Source organism: Aliiruegeria lutimaris, from assembly GCF_900099935.1.
GTDB lineage: Bacteria > Pseudomonadota > Alphaproteobacteria > Rhodobacterales > Rhodobacteraceae > Tropicimonas > Tropicimonas lutimaris.
Window position 1 is genome coordinate 51,050 of record NZ_FNEK01000008.1, and the last position, 17,129, is coordinate 68,178.

General features: G+C 63.5%; 16 protein-coding genes. 4 read left to right on the plus strand and 12 right to left on the minus strand.

Annotation, left to right across the window (positions count from 1 at the left end; translation table 11 throughout):
• Positions 1-70: 70 nt before the first annotated feature.
• Positions 71-439 (plus strand): hypothetical protein, encoded by a 369-nt coding sequence (locus BLR85_RS05725; protein WP_093151360.1) that lies wholly within the window; start codon positions 71-73, stop codon positions 437-439.
• An 83-nt stretch (positions 440-522) separates the two neighbouring features.
• Here the strand turns inward: BLR85_RS05725 and BLR85_RS05730 are convergent, their stop codons facing one another.
• The 6 genes from BLR85_RS05730 to BLR85_RS05755 all read right to left on the minus strand — a co-directional run bounded on the left by BLR85_RS05730 (position 523) and on the right by BLR85_RS05755 (position 8,088).
• Positions 523-1,383, minus strand: a complete 861-nt coding sequence (locus BLR85_RS05730) for a D-amino-acid transaminase (RefSeq protein WP_170844459.1) — start codon at positions 1,381-1,383, stop codon at positions 523-525.
• A gap of 82 nt (positions 1,384-1,465) precedes the next feature.
• A complete protein-coding gene (dgcA, locus tag BLR85_RS05735; RefSeq protein ID WP_093151367.1) occupies positions 1,466-2,431 on the minus strand; it encodes an N-acetyl-D-Glu racemase DgcA in 966 nt (321 codons plus the stop codon).
• A gap of 141 nt (positions 2,432-2,572) precedes the next feature.
• Complete coding sequence (dgcN, locus tag BLR85_RS05740) at positions 2,573-3,577, minus strand: N-acetyltransferase DgcN (RefSeq protein ID WP_093151371.1); 1,005 nt, start codon at positions 3,575-3,577, stop codon at positions 2,573-2,575.
• Between the two features lie 216 nt (positions 3,578-3,793).
• Positions 3,794-4,630, minus strand: coding sequence for a 4-(cytidine 5'-diphospho)-2-C-methyl-D-erythritol kinase (locus BLR85_RS05745; RefSeq protein ID WP_093151376.1), 837 nt, complete (start codon positions 4,628-4,630; stop codon positions 3,794-3,796).
• The gene (locus BLR85_RS05750) at positions 4,617-6,350 is read right to left on the minus strand and encodes a tetratricopeptide repeat protein (protein ID WP_093151381.1); all 1,734 of its coding nucleotides are present in this window, start codon (positions 6,348-6,350) and stop codon (positions 4,617-4,619) included. The genes BLR85_RS05745 and BLR85_RS05750 overlap by 14 nt, the downstream gene beginning before the upstream one ends.
• Positions 6,351-6,435: 85 nt before the next feature.
• A complete protein-coding gene (locus BLR85_RS05755; RefSeq protein WP_093151385.1) occupies positions 6,436-8,088 on the minus strand; it encodes an electron transfer flavoprotein-ubiquinone oxidoreductase in 1,653 nt (550 codons plus the stop codon).
• 375 nt (positions 8,089-8,463) lie between these two features.
• Here BLR85_RS05755 and ilvD point away from each other — a divergent pair, with 375 nt between their 5' ends.
• The 3 genes from ilvD (at position 8,464) to BLR85_RS05770 (ending at position 12,050) form a co-directional block, all read left to right on the plus strand.
• On the plus strand, positions 8,464-10,302 hold the full coding sequence (gene ilvD, locus BLR85_RS05760) for a dihydroxy-acid dehydratase (RefSeq protein WP_093151388.1): 1,839 nt from the start codon (positions 8,464-8,466) through the stop codon (positions 10,300-10,302).
• Positions 10,303-10,517: 215 nt separating this feature from the next.
• Entirely contained in the window at positions 10,518-10,988 is a 471-nt protein-coding gene (gene greA, locus BLR85_RS05765; RefSeq protein WP_093151392.1) for a transcription elongation factor GreA, read from the plus strand.
• An 18-nt stretch (positions 10,989-11,006) separates the two neighbouring features.
• The gene (locus tag BLR85_RS05770; protein ID WP_093151396.1) at positions 11,007-12,050 is read left to right on the plus strand and encodes a hypothetical protein; all 1,044 of its coding nucleotides are present in this window, start codon (positions 11,007-11,009) and stop codon (positions 12,048-12,050) included.
• A 2-nt stretch (positions 12,051-12,052) separates the two neighbouring features.
• Here the strand turns inward: BLR85_RS05770 and BLR85_RS05775 are convergent, their stop codons facing one another.
• From BLR85_RS05775 to BLR85_RS05800, 6 genes are all read right to left on the minus strand, one after another.
• On the minus strand, positions 12,053-12,634 hold the full coding sequence (locus BLR85_RS05775; RefSeq protein ID WP_093151400.1) for a GNAT family N-acetyltransferase: 582 nt from the start codon (positions 12,632-12,634) through the stop codon (positions 12,053-12,055).
• Positions 12,635-12,861: 227 nt separating this feature from the next.
• Positions 12,862-13,539 carry a hypothetical protein gene (locus BLR85_RS05780; RefSeq protein WP_212635020.1) on the minus strand — a complete coding sequence of 226 codons (678 nt, stop codon included), beginning with the start codon at positions 13,537-13,539 and terminating at the stop codon, positions 12,862-12,864.
• Between the two features lie 40 nt (positions 13,540-13,579).
• Positions 13,580-13,720, minus strand: coding sequence for an aa3-type cytochrome c oxidase subunit IV (locus BLR85_RS05785; protein ID WP_093151405.1), 141 nt, complete (start codon positions 13,718-13,720; stop codon positions 13,580-13,582).
• Between the two features lie 140 nt (positions 13,721-13,860).
• Positions 13,861-14,292 carry a DUF6173 family protein gene (locus BLR85_RS05790; protein WP_212635021.1) on the minus strand — a complete coding sequence of 144 codons (432 nt, stop codon included), beginning with the start codon at positions 14,290-14,292 and terminating at the stop codon, positions 13,861-13,863.
• A 27-nt stretch (positions 14,293-14,319) separates the two neighbouring features.
• Positions 14,320-15,363 (minus strand): MBL fold metallo-hydrolase, encoded by a 1,044-nt coding sequence (locus BLR85_RS05795; RefSeq protein ID WP_093151412.1) that lies wholly within the window; start codon positions 15,361-15,363, stop codon positions 14,320-14,322.
• Between the two features lie 3 nt (positions 15,364-15,366).
• Positions 15,367-17,076: an acyl-CoA dehydrogenase gene (locus tag BLR85_RS05800; protein ID WP_093151416.1), complete on the minus strand. Its 1,710-nt coding sequence runs from the start codon at positions 17,074-17,076 to the stop codon at positions 15,367-15,369.
• Positions 17,077-17,129: the final 53 nt, after the last annotated feature.

The following is a 17,129-nucleotide window of genomic DNA, read 5'->3' on the forward strand; positions in this document are numbered from 1 at the left end:
TAATACTTAAATCTGATAAATTCGTCGCTGTTTTTCTGTTAGAACTAGTTTTGGGGCGAAGAGGTGTATTATGTTGAATGTTATCACACTGGCGATCATCGCCATTTCCATTTCCCTGGCCGCGATCGCGCTTATCCGTGAACAGCGTGGCAATAGTTCTCATGGGCGCGCCAAGTCACAGTCCGGACGTTCTGTAACTTTTGATCCCAATGCAGCCCAACCCGCCATCCTTTCTGGATTCGATCTCTGCAGCAACGCTTTGCTGTTGCAACTTCCCGCCGAACAGGTGGCGGCACTCGTTCCGACGGACTTCGCAACGCGCCCGATCACAGATGGCACCGGGCAGGATATTCTGTACCGCAACAGGGTTCTGTTGCGCTTGCCGCATGTTTCGGCCAACCGCCACGTCGAACTTCACATCGAGGCTCTCGCGGTCTGATCGCGATCCTGCGCAAACACGCAAAAGCCCGGCGAGATCCAGATCGACGCCGGGCTTTCTCGTTTTCCGGATCGGTGGTTGGCTCAGATCGCCGCCTTGCGCATCTCGTCGAGATAAATCTCGCGCAGCCGTGCCGCGATCGGGCCCGGCGTGCCGTCGCCAATCGCCACGCCATCCACGTTCACAACAGGCATGACAAAGGCCGATGCCGAGGTGATGAAAGCTTCGTCGGCATTCTTCGCCTCGTCGATGGAGAAACCGCGTTCCTCGACCTCCATCTGCGCCTCGCGGGCAAAACGCAGCACCGCGGCGCGGGTAATGCCGTGCAGGATCTCGGTGCCCAGGTGCCGGGTGATGATCTTGTTGCCCTTGACGATATAGGCGTTGTTCGAGCTGCCCTCGGTGACCAGCCCGTCCTCGACCATCCAGGCATCCTCCGCACCGGCCTTTTTGGCCATCATCTTGCCCATGGACGGGTAGAGAAGCTGCACCGTCTTGATGTCTCGGCGGCCCCAGCGGATATCCTCGATGGAGATCACCTTGATGCCAGTCTTCGCCTGCGGGCTTTCGGCCAGTCCGGGCTTGGACTGAGTGAAGAGCACCAGCGTCGGCTTCACATCCGCGCTCGGAAAGGCGAAATCCCGGTCCGCGGGCGCGCCGCGGGTGATCTGGAGGTAAATCAGCCCGTCGGTGATCTCGTTCTTTTCCACCAGTGCGCGGTGAATTTCCAGGAGATCGTCCATCGCCTCGGGCACCGGCATGTCCAGTTCGTTCAGCGAGCGTTGCAGGCGCGTCTTGTGGCCGTCGAAATCGATCAGCTTGCCGCCGAGCACCGATGTCACCTCGTAGACGCCATCGGCGAACAGGAAGCCCCGGTCGAAAATCGAGACCTTGGCCTCTTCCTCGGGGAGATAGTCCCCGTTCACGTAAACAATGCGGCTCACTGTCTTCTCCTTCGTGTTCCTGGACTGCCTCTTGGGCGCTTGAGCGGTTACGGTCAAGCGTCGTGGCACCCCGAGAGGCGGTTCAGCCCCAAAGTTCGCGGCTCGGCGGGTGGACCCCCGCCGCGTCATAGCTCAGCGGGGTTGCACGGTCCTCGGCCAGCAGGAGCGGTCCATCGAGATCCACCACCGCCGCGCCCTGGGCCAACAGCACAGCCGGGGCCATTGCCAGCGACGAGCCGACCATGCAGCCCACCATGATCCCGAACCCGGCTTCCTCTGCCGCCTTGCGCAATGCAAGCGCCTCGGTCAGCCCGCCTGTCTTGTCGAGCTTGATATTGATCAGGTCGTACTTGCCCTGCAGCTTCTCCAGCGTCGCCCGGTCATGCACGGATTCATCGGCGCAAAGCGGCACCGGCCGCTCCAGCCCCAGAAGCCCGTCGTCCGCGCCCGCGGGCAGCGGTTGCTCCACCATCGCCACGCCCAGCCGCAGCAGATGCGGCGCAAGCTCGGCATAGATCTCTGCGGTCCAACCCTCGTTGGCATCGAGAATGATCTTCGAAGCCGGCGCTCCGGCGCGCACCGCTTCCAGCCGCGGCATGTCATCCGGCGTGCCCAGCTTGATCTTCAGCAAGGGACGATGGGCATTCTCCGCCGCGCTGGCCTGCATCGCCTCCGGCGTGTCGAGCGACAGCGTATAGGCCGTGATCAACGGCCCCGGCGCCGAAAGCCCGGCCAGTTCCCAGGCGGGCTTGCCGGACGTTTTGGCCTCCAAGTCCCAAAGCGCGCAATCCACGGCATTGCGCGCCGCGCCGGGTTTCAGAAGCTCCTGCAACGAAGCACGGTCGAACGCGGTCGGCAATCCTTCGATCTGCGCCGTTACGCTTGCCAGCGTTTCACCATATCGCGCGTAGGGCACGCATTCGCCTTGCCCTGTGAAGCCGTCCTTCTCGATCCGAACCGTTAGAACCTTCGCTTCCGTCCGCGACCCGCGCGAAATCGTGAAAACCTGCGCAAGGCGGAACACATCCGCCGTGACCTCAACCCGCATCCCCGGCCTCTCCCGTATTCTTCATTCCCAGGGCTCCGCCCGTTCGGGGCTGAAATGGTCCCCCGGACCATTTCCGACACGCCCCTCACGCCCCGCCGGAGGCAGAAAGACTCAATCCTTCCGTCTCCGCAAGGACTTCGCTCAGTCGAACGCGGCCAGCGCATCCACGAGCTTGCCGGCGCCATGGCGGAACGGATCCACCGCCGGCAGGCAAAACTCGGCTTCAAGGTCGGCGAGATAGCTGTTTGCCTCGTCTTCGGACAAATGCTGCGTGTTCACCGAAATGCCAACCGCCTTCACATCCGGATTGACCCGGCTTGCCAGCGTCAGCGCCAGATCGCGTAGCTCTTCCAGCGAGGGCAGCGCGTAGTCTGGCAGGCCGCGCATATGCTCCCGGGTCGGCTCGTGGCACAGGATCAGCGCATCCGGCTGCCCGCCATGCACCAGCGCCATCGTGACGCCGGAATAGGAGGCATGGAAGAGCGAGCCCTGGCCCTCGATCAGGTCCCAGTGGTCCTCGTCATTGTCTGGTGTCAGCCATTCCACGGCGCCGGCCATGAAATCGGCGATCACGGCGTCGAGCGGAATCCCGTCGCCCGTGATCAGGATGCCCGTCTGGCCCGTCGCGCGGAAGGTCGACTTCATGCCGCGCTTCTGCATCTCCGCGTCCATCGCAAGCGCGGTGTACATCTTGCCGACCGAACAATCGGTGCCGACCGCAAGGCAACGCTTGCCGGTCCGCTTCTTGCCGTTGGCGATCGGGTAATCGACCTCCGGCACGCGGACATCGTGCATCTCGCGCCCCTCGGCCTTGGCAATCTCGACCAGTTCCGGCTCATCCGACAGCAGGTTATGCAGGCCGGAGGCAAGATCGAACCCCTTCAACAGCGCTTCGGCCAGAACGTGCCGCCATTCGTGCGAGATCATGCCGCCACGGTTGGCCACGCCGATCACCAGCGTCTTGGCGCCGGCTTCCAGCGCCTCGTCGAGCGTCATGTCGGTCAATTTCATGTCAGCCTTGCAGCCGTCCATGCGGAACTGACCCACGGCGAATTCCGGACGCCAGTCCTTGATACCCTGCGCGACCTTGGCGGCGAGCTGGTCCGGGGCTTCTCCGAGAAACAGAAGGTAGGGCGTTTCGATCATCTTGAATCTCCTTGTTCCCACGGACGCTAGCATGGGACGCGCAAGGAATTTTTGTCAGACTTGCTGACCCAATAAAGTTGAATTGGAAAGGCATTCTGGAAATCGCGCGAGAGTTCGAATACTGTTCGATTGCCTGCAAATTATGCAGTTTGAAAACTCACCTTTTTGGTTTGATTCGTTGACAATCTCCAATCGGCCCGTGCCTTGGGCCTTCCGTCAGGCAAGGAGTGTCGGCCGGACCCACCAGCCGGGGCGAAGGCCGGAAATCTCCGCTGCCGCGCGTTTCGCGGCTGCCGCGCTCGGGTAAAGACCGAAACAGGTTGCTCCCGAGCCGGACATGCGCGCCAGAAGGCAATCGGGACGCGCGCCAAGCAAGTCGAGCACCTCCCCGATTTCGGGTGCAATCTCGCGGGCCGGGCCTTCGAGGTCGTTGCGCTGGGTCTTCAGCCAGCCGGCGATGCGCTCCGGAGTGTCCATGTTGCAGGGGATCTCGGACATTTCCGGATTGTCCCTGCGGGACAACCTGCGGAAAACCTCGGGCGTGGAGACCTCCACTCCGGGATTGACCAGAACCGCCGGCAGGGGCGGCAAGCTGTCGATCGGCTCCAGCCGTTCGCCAATCCCACGCATGCGCACGGAGCGGCCTTCGAGACAGGCCGGGATATCGGCGCCAAGCCGCGCCACGGCTTCGAAGTCTGGGAGAGGACGCCGGAGCAGCCTTGCCAGCGCGCGCAGGCAAGCCGCGGCATCGGCGGAGCCGCCGCCAATGCCGGAAGCGGCGGGCAGATGCTTGTCGAGCGTGATGGTGGCCCGGGGCGCACCCATCAATGCCGCTGCTTTCAACACGAGGTTGCTGGCGTCGGTCGGAATGCCGGCGGCCCGCGGGCCGGTGACGGCGAAGGCGCATGCCTCCGAATCCTCTACAAGGATCCGGTCCCCTGTATCGGCAAAGACGACCATGGAATCGAGCAGGTGATAGCCGTCTTCGCGCCGTCCGGTAACATGCAGGGTCAGGTTGACCTTGGCCGGGGCGAACTCCTCAATGGGCGCCATTGGCCACGGCGAGAGGTTCGGACCCTTCTTCTTTCAGAACCCGGTCGAGACCGACTTCCAGCTTGCGGCGGATGCGTTCAGCATCTTCCGATTCGGGGTCGAAAGACAGCGCGCGGTGCCACTGGAACTCGGCTTCGATGTGCCGACCGACGGCCCAATAGGCATCGCCCAGGTGATCGTTCACGATCGGGTCCACGGCCATCAACTCGGTGGCCCGCTCAAGATGCTCCACGGCCTCTTCATAGCGGCCGAGGCGGTAGAAGACCCATCCCAGCGAATCGATGATGTACCCGCTGCCGGGAGAGGCGGCGACCGCCTCCTCGATCATCGCCAGCGCCTCGTCGAGATTGGTCTGCATCTCGACATAGGAGTAGCCGAGATAGTTCAGCACTTGCGGCTGACCCGGATTGAGCTCAAGCGCCTTGCGGAAATCGGGCTCGGCCAGCTCCCAACGCTTCTCGCGCTCGTGGGCGATCGCGCGTGCGTAATAGACGATCCACTGCCCGCGCTCCTCCTTGTCGAACAGTTCGATGGCGGCGTCATAGGCCTTGGAGGCGTCGTCATAGCGTTCCTCGGCGCGCAGGTTGTCGCCCAGCGTGACCTGCACGATAGGAATATTGCTATGCGTTTCGGCAAGCTGCTCCAGCACCTCGATGGCGGCCTCGTTCCGGCCGGAGGCGCGCAGGGCCGCGGCACGGCCGATCTCGGCAATATGGAAGCCTGCATCGTCGCGGGGTACCGCGTTGTAGGCCTGCGTGGCCAGCTCGTACTGTTCCTGTGCTTCCAGCAGATTGGCGCTGAGCAGGATGGCATCCACGTGATCGGGGCGCAGATACTCCGCGAGGCGGGTGTAGAGCAGCGTGTAGCTATCTGCGGCCTCCCCTTCGAGCGCGCCCGCGACGGTATAGAAGACCTCGGCCAGACCATCCTGAACGTTGCGGATCTGCGTGAAGGGCACGGTATCGCCGGCTTCGAGCTGGGCCATCAATTCCTCCAGGCCCGGGTCCAGATCCTGGTCCCAGCCAAGGCGAATCAACTGGATGGCGGCGCTGTTTCGGCCAAGCTGGCTGAGCACCTGCGCATGGGCGATGGCGCCCCGGCGTGTCAGCGGCAGAGGTTGCCCCTCGCGGCCCCCGAACACGTTGTCGGCGGCTTCGAAATCGCCTGCCAGCGCCAGGGCCAGCGCCTTGTGATAGAGTCCGAAGGCCGCCAGGCCGGTTGTCTCGGCGGCCTCGTCAAAGGCGGCAATCGCCTCGTCGACCTTGCCCAGCCCCATAAGGCCCCAACCACGCACCAGCCCGTCAACCAGCGGCCCGACGGTCAGCGGGCCGTCAAGGCCGGAGATCACGCCGTCGAAATTCTTGGCCTTCAGCTCGTGGCCCATCAGCACCATGTTCGCCATCTGGCTTTGGTAACCGAGGCTCTGCATGCGGCGTGCGATCGGCACGGCCTTTTCGATTTCGCCAATCCCGGTAAAGGCGAGCAGCGCGTTTTCCTGAAGTTCGGGATTGTCCCTGTCGCGGGCGAGGGCCCGGGTGAAATACTCGGCGGCTGCCCGGTAGTCGCTTTGGAAGCTCGCGTGGCGCGCCGCGAGATAGGCGCCGGAGAAGCCACGCTCCGGCTCTTGTGCGGAAACGGAAAGGGCCGTGCCGAAGGACAGGACCAATGCGAGCGGGAGGGTGCGGATTAGGGGCAAAGCTCGGCCTCGATTAAATCTCATGCCGGACAACCTAGCTTCGCAATCCAAATGAAACAATAAGGGGCGGCAAGCGCCGCCCCATTCTCCGCCTGTTATGACGGAAGTTTTACATGTTCGGGTAGTTCGGCCCGTCGCCGCCCTGCGGGCATGTCCAGGTGATGTTCTGCGTCGGATCCTTGATGTCGCAGGTCTTGCAGTGCACGCAGTTGGAGAAGTTGATGACGAATTTCGCCTCCGACCCCGCTTCTTCGACAAATTCGTAGACGCCCGCCGGGCAATAGCGCGCCGACGGGCCGCCGAACTTGGCGAGTTCGACCTTCACCGGCATTTCCGGATCGGCGAGCTTCAAATGGCAGGGCTGGCTTTCCTCGTGGCTGGTCATCGCGAAGGAGACGTTGGTCAGCCGGTCGAAGGAGAGCTTGCCATCGGGCTTGGGATAGTCGATCGGCTTGAACTTCGCCGCCTCGCCGGTGGCCTGCGCGTCGCTCTTGCCGTGCTTCATGGTGCCGAACGGGTTCCAGCCGACCATCGAGCCGAGCCACATGTCGAGCCCGCCGAAGCTGAGCCCGCCCAGCAGGCCGAACTTGGACCAGAGCGGTTTCACGTTGCGCACCGGCTTGAGATCCTTGCCGACCGGTCCGGTCCGAAGGCCCACGTTGTAATCGGTCAGCTCGTCGCCAGCGCGACCCGCTGCAATAGCGGCATGAGCGGCTTCGGCGGCCTCCTTGCCCGAATACATCGCGTTGTGGATGCCCTTGATCCGCGGCACGTTGATCAGGCCCGAGGAGCAGCCCAGCAGCGCCCCGCCGGGGAAACAGCTCTTCGGGATCGACTGGTAGCCGCCTTCGGAAATGGCGCGGGCGCCGTAGGCCACGCGCTTGCCGCCTTCCAGAAGCTCCTTGAGCATCGGGTGATGCTTGAAGCGCTGGAACTCCATGTAGGGGAAGAGATGCGGGTTGGCGTAGTTCAGGTGCACCACGAAACCGACGCAGACCTGATTGTTCTCCATGTGATAGATGAAGGAGCCGCCGCCTGCGTTCGAACCCAGCGGCCAGCCCATCGTGTGCGTCACCGTGCCCTCGCGGTGCTTGGCCGGGTCGATCTCCCAGATCTCCTTCATGCCGAGGCCGAACTTGGCTACGTCGCAATCGGCATCAAGCGCGTATTTGGCGATGATTTCCTTGGCCAGCGAGCCGCGCACGCCCTCGGAGATGAAGACGTATTTGCCGTTGAGTACCATGCCCGGCTCATAGGCCGGCCCCGGCGTGCCGTCGGCTTGCTTGCCAAACTCGCCGGCAACCACGCCCTTCACTTCGCCATTCTCGCCATAGACCAGTTCGGAGGCAGCCATGCCGGCGAAAATCTCGACGCCCAACTCCTCGGCCTGTTCCGCCATCCAGCGGCAGACATTGCCGAGACTGACGATGTAGCAGTGATGGTTGTTCATCAGCGGCGGCATCATCATGTTGGGCAGCCGGATCTCGCCCGCCTCGCCCAGCATGTAGAACTCGTCCTTCTTGACCTTTGTCGTGATCGGCGCGTCCCGGTCTCGCCAGTCCGGGATCAGCGCGTCGAGCCCGCCGGGGTCCATGACCGCGCCCGAAACGATATGCGCACCGACCTCGGAGCCTTTCTCCAGCACAACCACTTCCAGATCGGGATCGAGCTGCTTGAGCCGGATGGCCGCCGACAGGCCGGACGGACCTGCTCCGACGATGACGACGTCGCAATCCATCTCTTCGCGTTCGATTTCGCTCATGGCTCTCCCCGATTCTTGCTCTTTTGCGCTGCAAAACTTGCTGTCGGCCTTGCCTAACGGAGAAAAAATATGGGCGTCAATCCAAACAGAGCAGCATGAATGACGCAGCGCGGCGCTACGCTGCGTACAAAAGTCGTCCGGCCTTTCGAGTCGCGCGAAACCCCGCCGCGCCGCATCTCGCTCAAAAGTGCGTGCAAATCGGGCGATCTTTCGGTGAATCTCCTGTAAACGCGGCGAAGCCGAACCGTTCCGCACCGTCGCCGGCTGGCGCAATCTGCCCGGCGCCAGTCTGAAAATTGGCTTCCTTGCTTGTTTCCCGGGCACTTTGGCGGCATTGGAGAGGGCAATTCGCCAAAACAGCAGAGTCAACCGATCATGCCTCATTATCGTTCCAGAAAATCCACCCATGGGCGCAACATGGCCGGAGCACGTGGCCTTTGGCGCGCGACCGGCATGCAGGATGGTGATTTCGGCAAGCCGATCATTGCCGTGGTCAACAGCTTCACCCAGTTCGTTCCGGGCCATGTGCACCTGAAGGATCTCGGCCAGATGGTCGCGCGGGAAATCGAGGCCGCGGGCGGTGTCGCCAAGGAATTCAACACGATTGCCGTCGATGACGGCATCGCCATGGGCCATGACGGGATGCTCTACTCGCTTCCCTCGCGCGAGCTGATCGCGGATTCGGTCGAGTACATGGTCAACGCGCATTGCGCTGATGCGATGGTCTGCATCTCCAACTGCGACAAGATCACCCCGGGCATGCTGATGGCGGCGATGCGGCTCAACATCCCGGCGATCTTCGTCTCGGGCGGCCCGATGGAGGCCGGCAAAATCGACATTGCCGATCTGGACATGACCAAGATCGACCTCGTGGACGCGATGGTTGCCGCGGCGGACGACAAGTTCACCGACGAGCAGGTCCAGCATATCGAGGAAAACGCCTGCCCGACCTGCGGTTCCTGCTCGGGCATGTTCACCGCCAACTCGATGAACTGTCTCGCCGAGGCGCTTGGCCTCGCGCTGCCGGGCAACGGCTCGACGCTGGCCACCCATGCAGACCGCAAGGGGCTGTTCCTCGAGGCGGGTCGCAAGATCGTCGATATCACCAAGCGCCATTACGAGGGCGAGGAGAAGGGCCTGCTGCCGCGCGAGATCGCGACCTTCGACGCCTTCGAGAACGCCATGGCGCTCGATATCGCCATGGGCGGCTCGACCAACACGGTGCTGCACCTGCTGGCCATCGCCTATGAGGGCAAGGTCGATTTCACCATGGCCGACATGGACCGCCTGTCGCGCAAGGTGCCATGCCTGTGCAAGGTCGCGCCCAATATCCACAACGTCCACATGGAGGACGTGCACCGCGCCGGCGGCATCTTCTCGATCCTCGGCGAGTTGCATCGCGGCGGGCTGCTGCACACGGACGTACCGACCGTGCATTCCTCCACCATGGGCGAGGCCATCGCCAAATGGGACATCAAGATCGCCAACAACCCGGAGGCGGAGCAGCTCTTCCGCGCGGCCCCCGGCGGCGTGCGCACCACGGTCGCCTTCAGCCAGTCCAACCGCTTCAAGGAACTGGATACGGACCGCGAGGGTGGTGTGATCCGCTCGGTCGAGCATGCCTTCACCAAGGAGGGCGGCCTGGCGGTGCTCTCCGGCAATATCGCCGAGAATGGCTGCATCGTGAAAACCGCGGGGGTGGATGCGAACATCCTGAAATTCTCCGGCCCGGCTCGTGTCTTCGAGAGCCAGGACGCGGCGGTCAACGGCATCCTCACCAAGCAGGTCCAGGAGGGGGAAGTCGTGGTCATCCGCTACGAAGGCCCGCAAGGAGGCCCCGGGATGCAGGAGATGCTCTATCCGACCTCCTACCTGAAATCCAAAGGGCTGGGGAAGAAATGCGCCCTGCTGACCGATGGTCGCTTCTCGGGCGGCACCTCGGGGCTCTCCATCGGCCATGTCTCTCCGGAGGCCGCCGAGGGTGGGCTGATCGGGCTGGTGGAAACCGGCGACCTGATCGAGATCGACATTCCGAACCGCGGCATCAACCTCGCCGTCTCTGACGAGGTGCTGGCCGAACGCCGCGCGGCCAAGGGCGCGCTGCCCTGGACGCCGGCCGAACCGCGCACGCGGGCCGTGTCCACCGCGCTCAAGGCCTATGCGATGCTGGCCAGCTCGGCGGCCAAGGGCGGGGTGCGTATCCTGCCGGACTGACCGGTGCGTGCCTCTTCACAGATCGGCGGCCGTCCCTCGGGGCGGCCGTTTTTCTTTCTGAAGAGGCCGCTGGATTCCATGCAATGGCGTGACAGTCCCGGCAAGGCGTGGCCGGGATTTCCGTCTGATGTTGCCTTGCCCTTGACATTCGGTCGCACGCTTGGGTTAAGGGCGTTCAACCCAATCCCCACAATCCAGACCGTGCAGGGACAGCAATGGAAAAGATACCGATGACCCGCGCGGGCTTTGCCGCGCTGGACGCAGAACTGAAATCGCTGAAGACGACAGATCGCCCGGCCATCATCCGGGCCATCGCGGAAGCGCGTGAACATGGCGATCTGTCCGAGAACGCCGAGTACCATTCCGCGCGCGAGAAGCAGAGCTTCATCGAGGGCCGGATCAAGGAACTCGAATCGGTGATTTCGCGCGCCAATGTCATCGACCCGAAGACGCTGTCCGGATCCATCAAGTTCGGCGCCACCGTGACCATCGTCGACGAGGACACGGACGAGGAAAAGACCTACCAGATCGTGGGCGAACCCGAGGCAGACCTCGAAAGGGGCCTTCTGAACATCAAGTCGCCCATCGCGCGGGCCCTGATCGGAAAAGATGAGGGTGACAGCATCGAAGTGCGGACACCGGGCGGTGAAAAGAGTTATGAGGTTCTCAGCATCAAGTATGTCTGAGCAAGGGGCCGTGCCCATATGAGTAACCCTTCGCGCAAGCCCAATATTGGCGATGCAACGCGACCGCCTCCCGAAAAGGGAGGTCTCCAGGCTGCCGACTGGATCGCGCTGATTCTCAGCATGGTCTGGTTCGCCGGTGTCGCCGTGTTCTTTCTCGTGCTGCCCGAGCCGCAGGCGGATGGCGGGCTGGATCCGGCGCGCCTTGTCATGACCATCCTGGCGATCGTCATGCCGGTGGCGCTGATCTGGGTCGGGGCGATGGCGGTGCGTTCCGCCCGATTGATGCGCCAGGAAAGCAACCGGCTGCAGGCGGCAATCGACGCGATGCGCCATGCCTATGTCAGCCAGGCGCCGCAGGGCGCCAGCGGCGTGCGCCTGCCGTTGGAGCAGAAGCTGGACGAGATTGCCCGCGCGCAGAAAAAGACCGAGGCAGCGCTGGCCCACCTGACGTCGGTGAATACGCGGGCGGCGGCAGCCATGGCCAAGGACCCGGAACGCGCGGCTCTCACCGCACCGAAGAAGACTGAAACGGCGCAGGACAGCGCCCAGCCGGCGCTTGCGCTCGGAACCCCGGTCGAGGCGCTGGTGGAGCCGATCTCCTCGGAGGATTTCATCCGGGCGCTGAATTTCCCCGATGACGAACGCGACAAGGAAGGTTTCCGGGCACTGCGCCTGGCGCTCAAGGACCGCTCCTCCTCGGCCCTAATCCGCTCGGCGCAGGATATCCTGACGCTGCTGGCAGAGGACGGGATCTACATGGACGACCTGACCCCCGATCGCGCCCGGCCCGAGATCTGGCGCCGTTTTGCCGAGGGCGAACGCGGCCGGACCATTGCCAGCCTTGGCGGCATCCGGGACCGCTCCAGCCTTGCCCTGACGGCGGGACGGATGCGTCAGGATCCGGTGTTCCGCGACTGCGCGCACCATTTCCTGCGCAAGTTCGACACCACGTTTTCGTCCTTCGGCAAGGACGCCAGTGACGCGGAGATCGCGGCCTTCGCCGATACCCGCAGCGCGCGGGCCTTTATGCTGATCGGGCGGGTCTCGGGAACCTTCGACTGAGCCTAGCGAAGCGTCAGGCACATCGTCGTGGCGTGATGAAACCCGAAAATCCGCGAAAGCCAGCCCAATTCGATCCGTTCCGTCGGTGAGAAGCCGTAGCGCTCGTAAAGCGCACGGGCGCGGATATTGGCGTCGATCACGTCGAGGCGGATCTCAGCCATGTCGTTCCACCGCGCCTGCGCCACGACAGCGTCGATCAGGCTGCTTCCGACACCCTGACCTCGCGCCTCGGCGGCAACGAAGAGCCCGTCCAGAAGCATCTGCTTTTCGGAAATCGGGCGCTCCAGCATATCCAGCAGGCTACCGCGCCAGGCCGCGCCGAGCAGGCCATAGACCCTTGCCATGTCCTGAAATCCGGCGGTCAAAAGCCCACCCCGATAGGTCTTGAAGCCGGCGATTCCGAGCAGCTCCCCCTGTTCCGACAGGGCGCTGAGCGCATGGGAGGGGTCGAGCGCGTGCTCGATGAAGGCAAGTGCCTTTCGCTCTGGCGCGAGCACCCGTCCGAGCTTGCCCGAGAACGCCTCCCAGAACAGGTAGGCGACCCTGTCTCTTTGGTCCTCAGGAAACCCGGTTTCTATTCGCATCAACAGCTCCGCTGACGGTCACAGCTTTCAGGAGCGAGACTGGCCCGCCAGCTTTTCAGGTGCAACCTCCGGAATTCCGGACGGTGCCCGGAACCCGGCGATCAGCAGCCCGCCGCGATCGGACTCGAAACCGGTGATTTCGACCAGTTTCTCTTGCTCCGCGTAACAATGACCCCGACAGAAAGCCTGTCGCAGCGAACGATACGGTGCATCCGAATGAACCCGTGTCAGTTTCCGGCGCCGCCGACGATACCGGCGGGATGGTTGGCTGAGCGCGAATCCGGTCCGTGCAGGACCACGATATCCTTGCGCGCCTCGGGCGAGTCCACAATGTCGGAGCGGTCATCCGCACTGTCGTCGTAGTAACGCCGGATGGTCACGCCGGGATACTCATCAAAGAAGCGCATGGTCGATTTCGGAAAAGGAGACCGCGGCGCATTCTCGAAGCCCGGAACGTCGCGCAGGATGGTACCGATCGAGGTGGTGCAGAGCGCATTTGGAACGGCTCCGCGCGACTGCACGCGGGCGAGGATCATCTCCGCCTGTTGAGGTGTCACCTGAATATCGTGGCGGATCACGCGATAGGTTTCCCGGGCGTGATAATCGATGAAGAAATCCACCATGTTGTCCGTGATGCCGTAATGCACGTCGGCACGTTGCGGCGCGTAGGGATGGTGGAAGGTGCCCGCGGGGTTGAAGATCACCCGTTGCGAGGCGTTCACCATGAGGGCGCTATGGGCACCCTCGTTGGAGCGGTTGTTGACCATGGTAAACAGCGTCACCGTCGGCGGCTCGTCGGCACGATAGGCCGCTTTCGCCACTGCTTCGTCGCTGGCCCAGGGGCCGGGGTCGCCACAGGCGGCCAAGATCAAGGGCAGGCAGAGTGCCAGCATAAATCGCTTCATGGGGCGGCCCCCGGAATTTGTTGTGAGAATGTGCTCGGCGTCAGCCGTTGACCAGACCGATAAAGAGCAGCAGCAGAATGCTGATGATCGCGCCCTTGGTCACCATGCTGATGAACCCGTCGAAGGTCTTTTCCTGCACGGAAATATCCATGCTGCCCTGCTTGTGCGTCTCTTCCGACATCGATTTGTCTCCCTGTCACTGTCCTGTCGCCCGATCTGCATAACCCAGTTTCCGGAACGTGTTAAGGCCGTCCAAAACGATTGTGAAGGGGCAGGCGGCATGCCGTTGCCGCCCTGCCGCTTGGCCCTTGCGCGTTTGCGTCAGTCTTCCGTGTCGAGTTCCTGGGCCAGGCGGAAACCGATCCGTCGTGCCTCTACAACTTCCGGCTGCTTGCGCAGCGCGCGCAGGATCACGTTGAGCTGGCTGACATGCTGGATGAGCTGGGTGCGGGTGCCGTCGGCGTCCGCGCCGTAGAAGGTGACGATGTCCGGGTCGAAATAGCCGATCCCCTCGATGCGCAGCACCCCTGCGCTGGCACCGGTGAAGCCCATGGCGATCTCGTGGTCGCTGTCCAGATGTTCCTCGAAATTCTTGATATAGAGGATCAGCCGCTCATAAGCCCATTTGGCCGGGCTTTTCTGTGCCACCGCCTTGCGGACATTCTCCGGGATCGGTTCGATCTCGACACTACGGGTGTTCGGGTCTGCGTGCACCGCGCGGGCGCAGGGCGTGTCCTGCTCGTGTTCCGTCATCTCCGCTCCTCCTGTGCGGCGTTGCGCTCAGAGGCGTCGCCACAGCCAGGCGCCATCCTCCCGGCGCTCCCGCGTGACCAGCCTCTCGTTCAGCAGATGATTGAGGTGCCCGACGGATTCCACAAGGGCCAGCCCGTATTCTGTCAGGCCAATCTCCCGCTTGAAGAGCGGTTTGAAGCAGTCATGCGCGGTACGCGGCTCCGAAAGATGCTCCAAAAGCCGCTCCAAGGCGCCGTGGTGATTCTGGATCAACTGCACCATGCGCGCCGGCAGGCCGGTATAGGGCAGCTTGTGGCCGGGCAGTACGAAATGGTCTTCGCGGGCGAAAGCGGCGAGCCGTTCACAGCTTTCCAGCCAGTCGCCCACCGGGTCCGCTGCCGGCTCGGTCGGGTAGACGCCGAGATTGGGCGATATCGAGGGCAGGAGCTGGTCGCCGCACAGGACGAGATTGTCGTCCCTGCTCCAGAAGGTCGCGTGCTCGGCGGCATGTCCGTTGCCCATATGGATGTCCCAGTCCCGACCACCGATACGAATCGTGTCGCCTTCGACCAGCCGGGTGAAACCGAGCGGTATCGGGTAGACGCAATCGGAAAAGTTGAAAGGCCGGTCGGCAACGCGGCTCTCATAGATGAGTGGGTCCATCCCGGCCGCGCGATAAAAGGCCAGTGTCTCCTCCGGCCAGGTTTCCTGAACATCCAGCGTCAGCATCCGGGCATAGAGCCAGGTCGTGCGGCTCGTGGCCAGTTCTGCGCCGTGCTCGGACTGAAACCACCCCGCGAGCCCCACATGGTCCGGGTGGTGATGGGTCACGATCACCCGATTGACCGGCTTGCCGCCAAGCGGGCCGGCCATCAAGTCTCGCCAGATCGCGCGAATGGGCGCGCTGGACCAGCCGGTATCGACAACAGTCCAGCCATCGCCATCATCGAGCGCGAAGATATTGACGTGATCGAGGGCCATCGGCAGCGGCAGGCGCATCCAGAGCACGCCCTCGGCGATCTCGATTGCCTCGCCCGTTCCCGGCGCGGTGTCGTGCGGATAGCGCAAAGGGGCGTGGTTCCGTTTCAGCATCGATCAGACCGCTTCCAGTTCTTCGACGCTCATCGCGTAGAGCCCGTCGGCGCCGTCGCGCTGCTGGGCGATCAGCGATTCATGCTCCGGCAGGATGCGCTTGATGAAGAAGCGTGCGAGCTTGGTGCGCGGCCCTGCGCCGCCCTCGGCCATGGCCGCCATCAGGTGGTAATGCGCGCCGAGCACGCGGGCGAAGGCGCGCAGATAGGCAACACAGCCGGCAAAACGGTCCTGCATCTCCTGCTCCACCAGCCATTCCGTTGCCTCGCGGAAATTCTCGGCGGCGTTGAAGACCGGCTTGGCAAGCTCGGGCAGCGTGCCGCGCGCGGTTTCGGCGAAGGCCTCAACCTCGTCGAGCAGCGCATAGGCGGCGGCGCCGCCATCCATCATCTTGCGCGCCACGAGATCCATCGCCTGGATGCCGTTCGTGCCTTCGTAGATCTGGGCAACGCGGACATCGCGGGCGAACTGGGCCGCGCCGGTCTCCTCGATGCACCCCATTCCGCCATGGACCTGTACGCCCAACTGCGCGACCTCGTGGCCGATATCGGTGCCGTGCGCCTTGGAGATCGGGGTGAGCAGCGCAGCGCGCGCAGTCCATTCCTCGTCGCCGGTCGCGTGACCCATGTCGATGGCAACGGCATTGGCCAGCGCGATGGCGCGGGCGGCAAAGGTTTCGGCCTTCATCGTCATCAACATGCGGCGCACATCGGGGAACTCGATGATCATGCCGGTGCCGCCGACCCGGCCCTGCTTGCGCTCCCGCGCGTATTCGATGGCCTTCTGGGTCGCCGCTTCCGCGATACCGATGCCCTGCGCGGCCACGCCGAGCCGGGCGTTGTTCATCATCGTGAACATCGCTGCCATGCCACCATGCTCCTCGCCCACGAGCCAGCCCTTGGCGCCGTTGAACTCCATGACACAGGTGGGCGAGCCGTGAATGCCGAGCTTGTGCTCGACGGAGACGACCTTGAGGCTGTTGGCGACGCCCGGAACGCCGGTCTCGTCCGGCAGATCGCGCGGCACCATGAAGAGCGAGATGCCCTTGGTGCCGGGCTTGCCATCGGGCAGGCGGGCGAGAACGAGGTGGCAGACATTGCTGACGAAATCGCAATCGCCCCAGGTGATGAAGATCTTCTGTCCGGTAATCGCGTAAGTGCCGTCCTCGTTGCGCTCGGCCCGGCTGACAAGCGCGCCCACATCCGAGCCCGCACCGCTCTCGGTCAGGTTCATCGTGCCGGACCACTCGCCGGAGATCAGCTTGGGCAGGTAGAGTTCCTTGAGCTCGTCGCTGGCATGGGCCGCGAGCGCCTCGATCTGGCCCTGCGTCAGCAGCGGGTTGAGTTGCAACGAAAGGTTGGCGGAGGACATCATGTCGTTGATCGCCGTTTGCAGTGCCACCGGCAGCCCCATGCCGCCATGCTCCACCGGCGCCGACACACAGACCCAGCCGCCTTCCGCGATCGCCCGGTAGGCTTCGGCGAAACCCGGCGCAGCGCGCACGCGGCCGTTCTCCAGCACCGAGTGGTGCTCGTCCCCGGCGCGGTTACCCGGGGCGATGATCTCGGCACAGAGCTTGCCGGCCTCCGACAGGATGGCCTCGGTCATGTCCCGGTCGGCATCGGCGAACAGCTCCGTCGCGCGGAGCTGGTCAAGGCCGACGATTTTTTCGAGGAGGAACTGGATATCGGACAGGGGTGCTTTGAATGGCATTGGGGTCTCCTCACACTTGCAGCCTTGGCACGGCGCGGCCGAGGGCGTATCAC

Bases quoted from the DNA above. Each gene is read 5' to 3' on its own strand.
- BLR85_RS05800 (WP_093151416.1), bottom strand. From the start codon at position 17,076: ATGCCATTCAAAGCACCCCTGTCCGATATCCAGTTCCTCCTCGAAAAA.
- BLR85_RS05785 (WP_093151405.1), bottom strand. From the start codon at position 13,720: ATGTCGGAAGAGACGCACAAGCAGGGCAGCATGGATATTTCCGTGCAG.
- BLR85_RS05770 (WP_093151396.1), top strand. From the start codon at position 11,007: ATGAGTAACCCTTCGCGCAAGCCCAATATTGGCGATGCAACGCGACCG.
- BLR85_RS05750 (WP_093151381.1), bottom strand. From the start codon at position 6,350: ATGAGATTTAATCGAGGCCGAGCTTTGCCCCTAATCCGCACCCTCCCG.
- BLR85_RS05755 (WP_093151385.1), bottom strand. From the start codon at position 8,088: ATGAGCGAAATCGAACGCGAAGAGATGGATTGCGACGTCGTCATCGTC.
- BLR85_RS05795 (WP_093151412.1), bottom strand. From the start codon at position 15,363: ATGCTGAAACGGAACCACGCCCCTTTGCGCTATCCGCACGACACCGCG.
- greA (WP_093151392.1), top strand. From the start codon at position 10,518: ATGGAAAAGATACCGATGACCCGCGCGGGCTTTGCCGCGCTGGACGCA.
- BLR85_RS05745 (WP_093151376.1), bottom strand. From the start codon at position 4,630: ATGGCGCCCATTGAGGAGTTCGCCCCGGCCAAGGTCAACCTGACCCTG.
- BLR85_RS05725 (WP_093151360.1), top strand. From the start codon at position 71: ATGTTGAATGTTATCACACTGGCGATCATCGCCATTTCCATTTCCCTG.
- BLR85_RS05790 (WP_212635021.1), bottom strand. From the start codon at position 14,292: ATGACGGAACACGAGCAGGACACGCCCTGCGCCCGCGCGGTGCACGCA.
- BLR85_RS05780 (WP_212635020.1), bottom strand. From the start codon at position 13,539: ATGAAGCGATTTATGCTGGCACTCTGCCTGCCCTTGATCTTGGCCGCC.
- ilvD (WP_093151388.1), top strand. From the start codon at position 8,464: ATGCCTCATTATCGTTCCAGAAAATCCACCCATGGGCGCAACATGGCC.
- dgcN (WP_093151371.1), bottom strand. From the start codon at position 3,577: ATGATCGAAACGCCCTACCTTCTGTTTCTCGGAGAAGCCCCGGACCAG.
- BLR85_RS05775 (WP_093151400.1), bottom strand. From the start codon at position 12,634: ATGCGAATAGAAACCGGGTTTCCTGAGGACCAAAGAGACAGGGTCGCC.
- dgcA (WP_093151367.1), bottom strand. From the start codon at position 2,431: ATGCGGGTTGAGGTCACGGCGGATGTGTTCCGCCTTGCGCAGGTTTTC.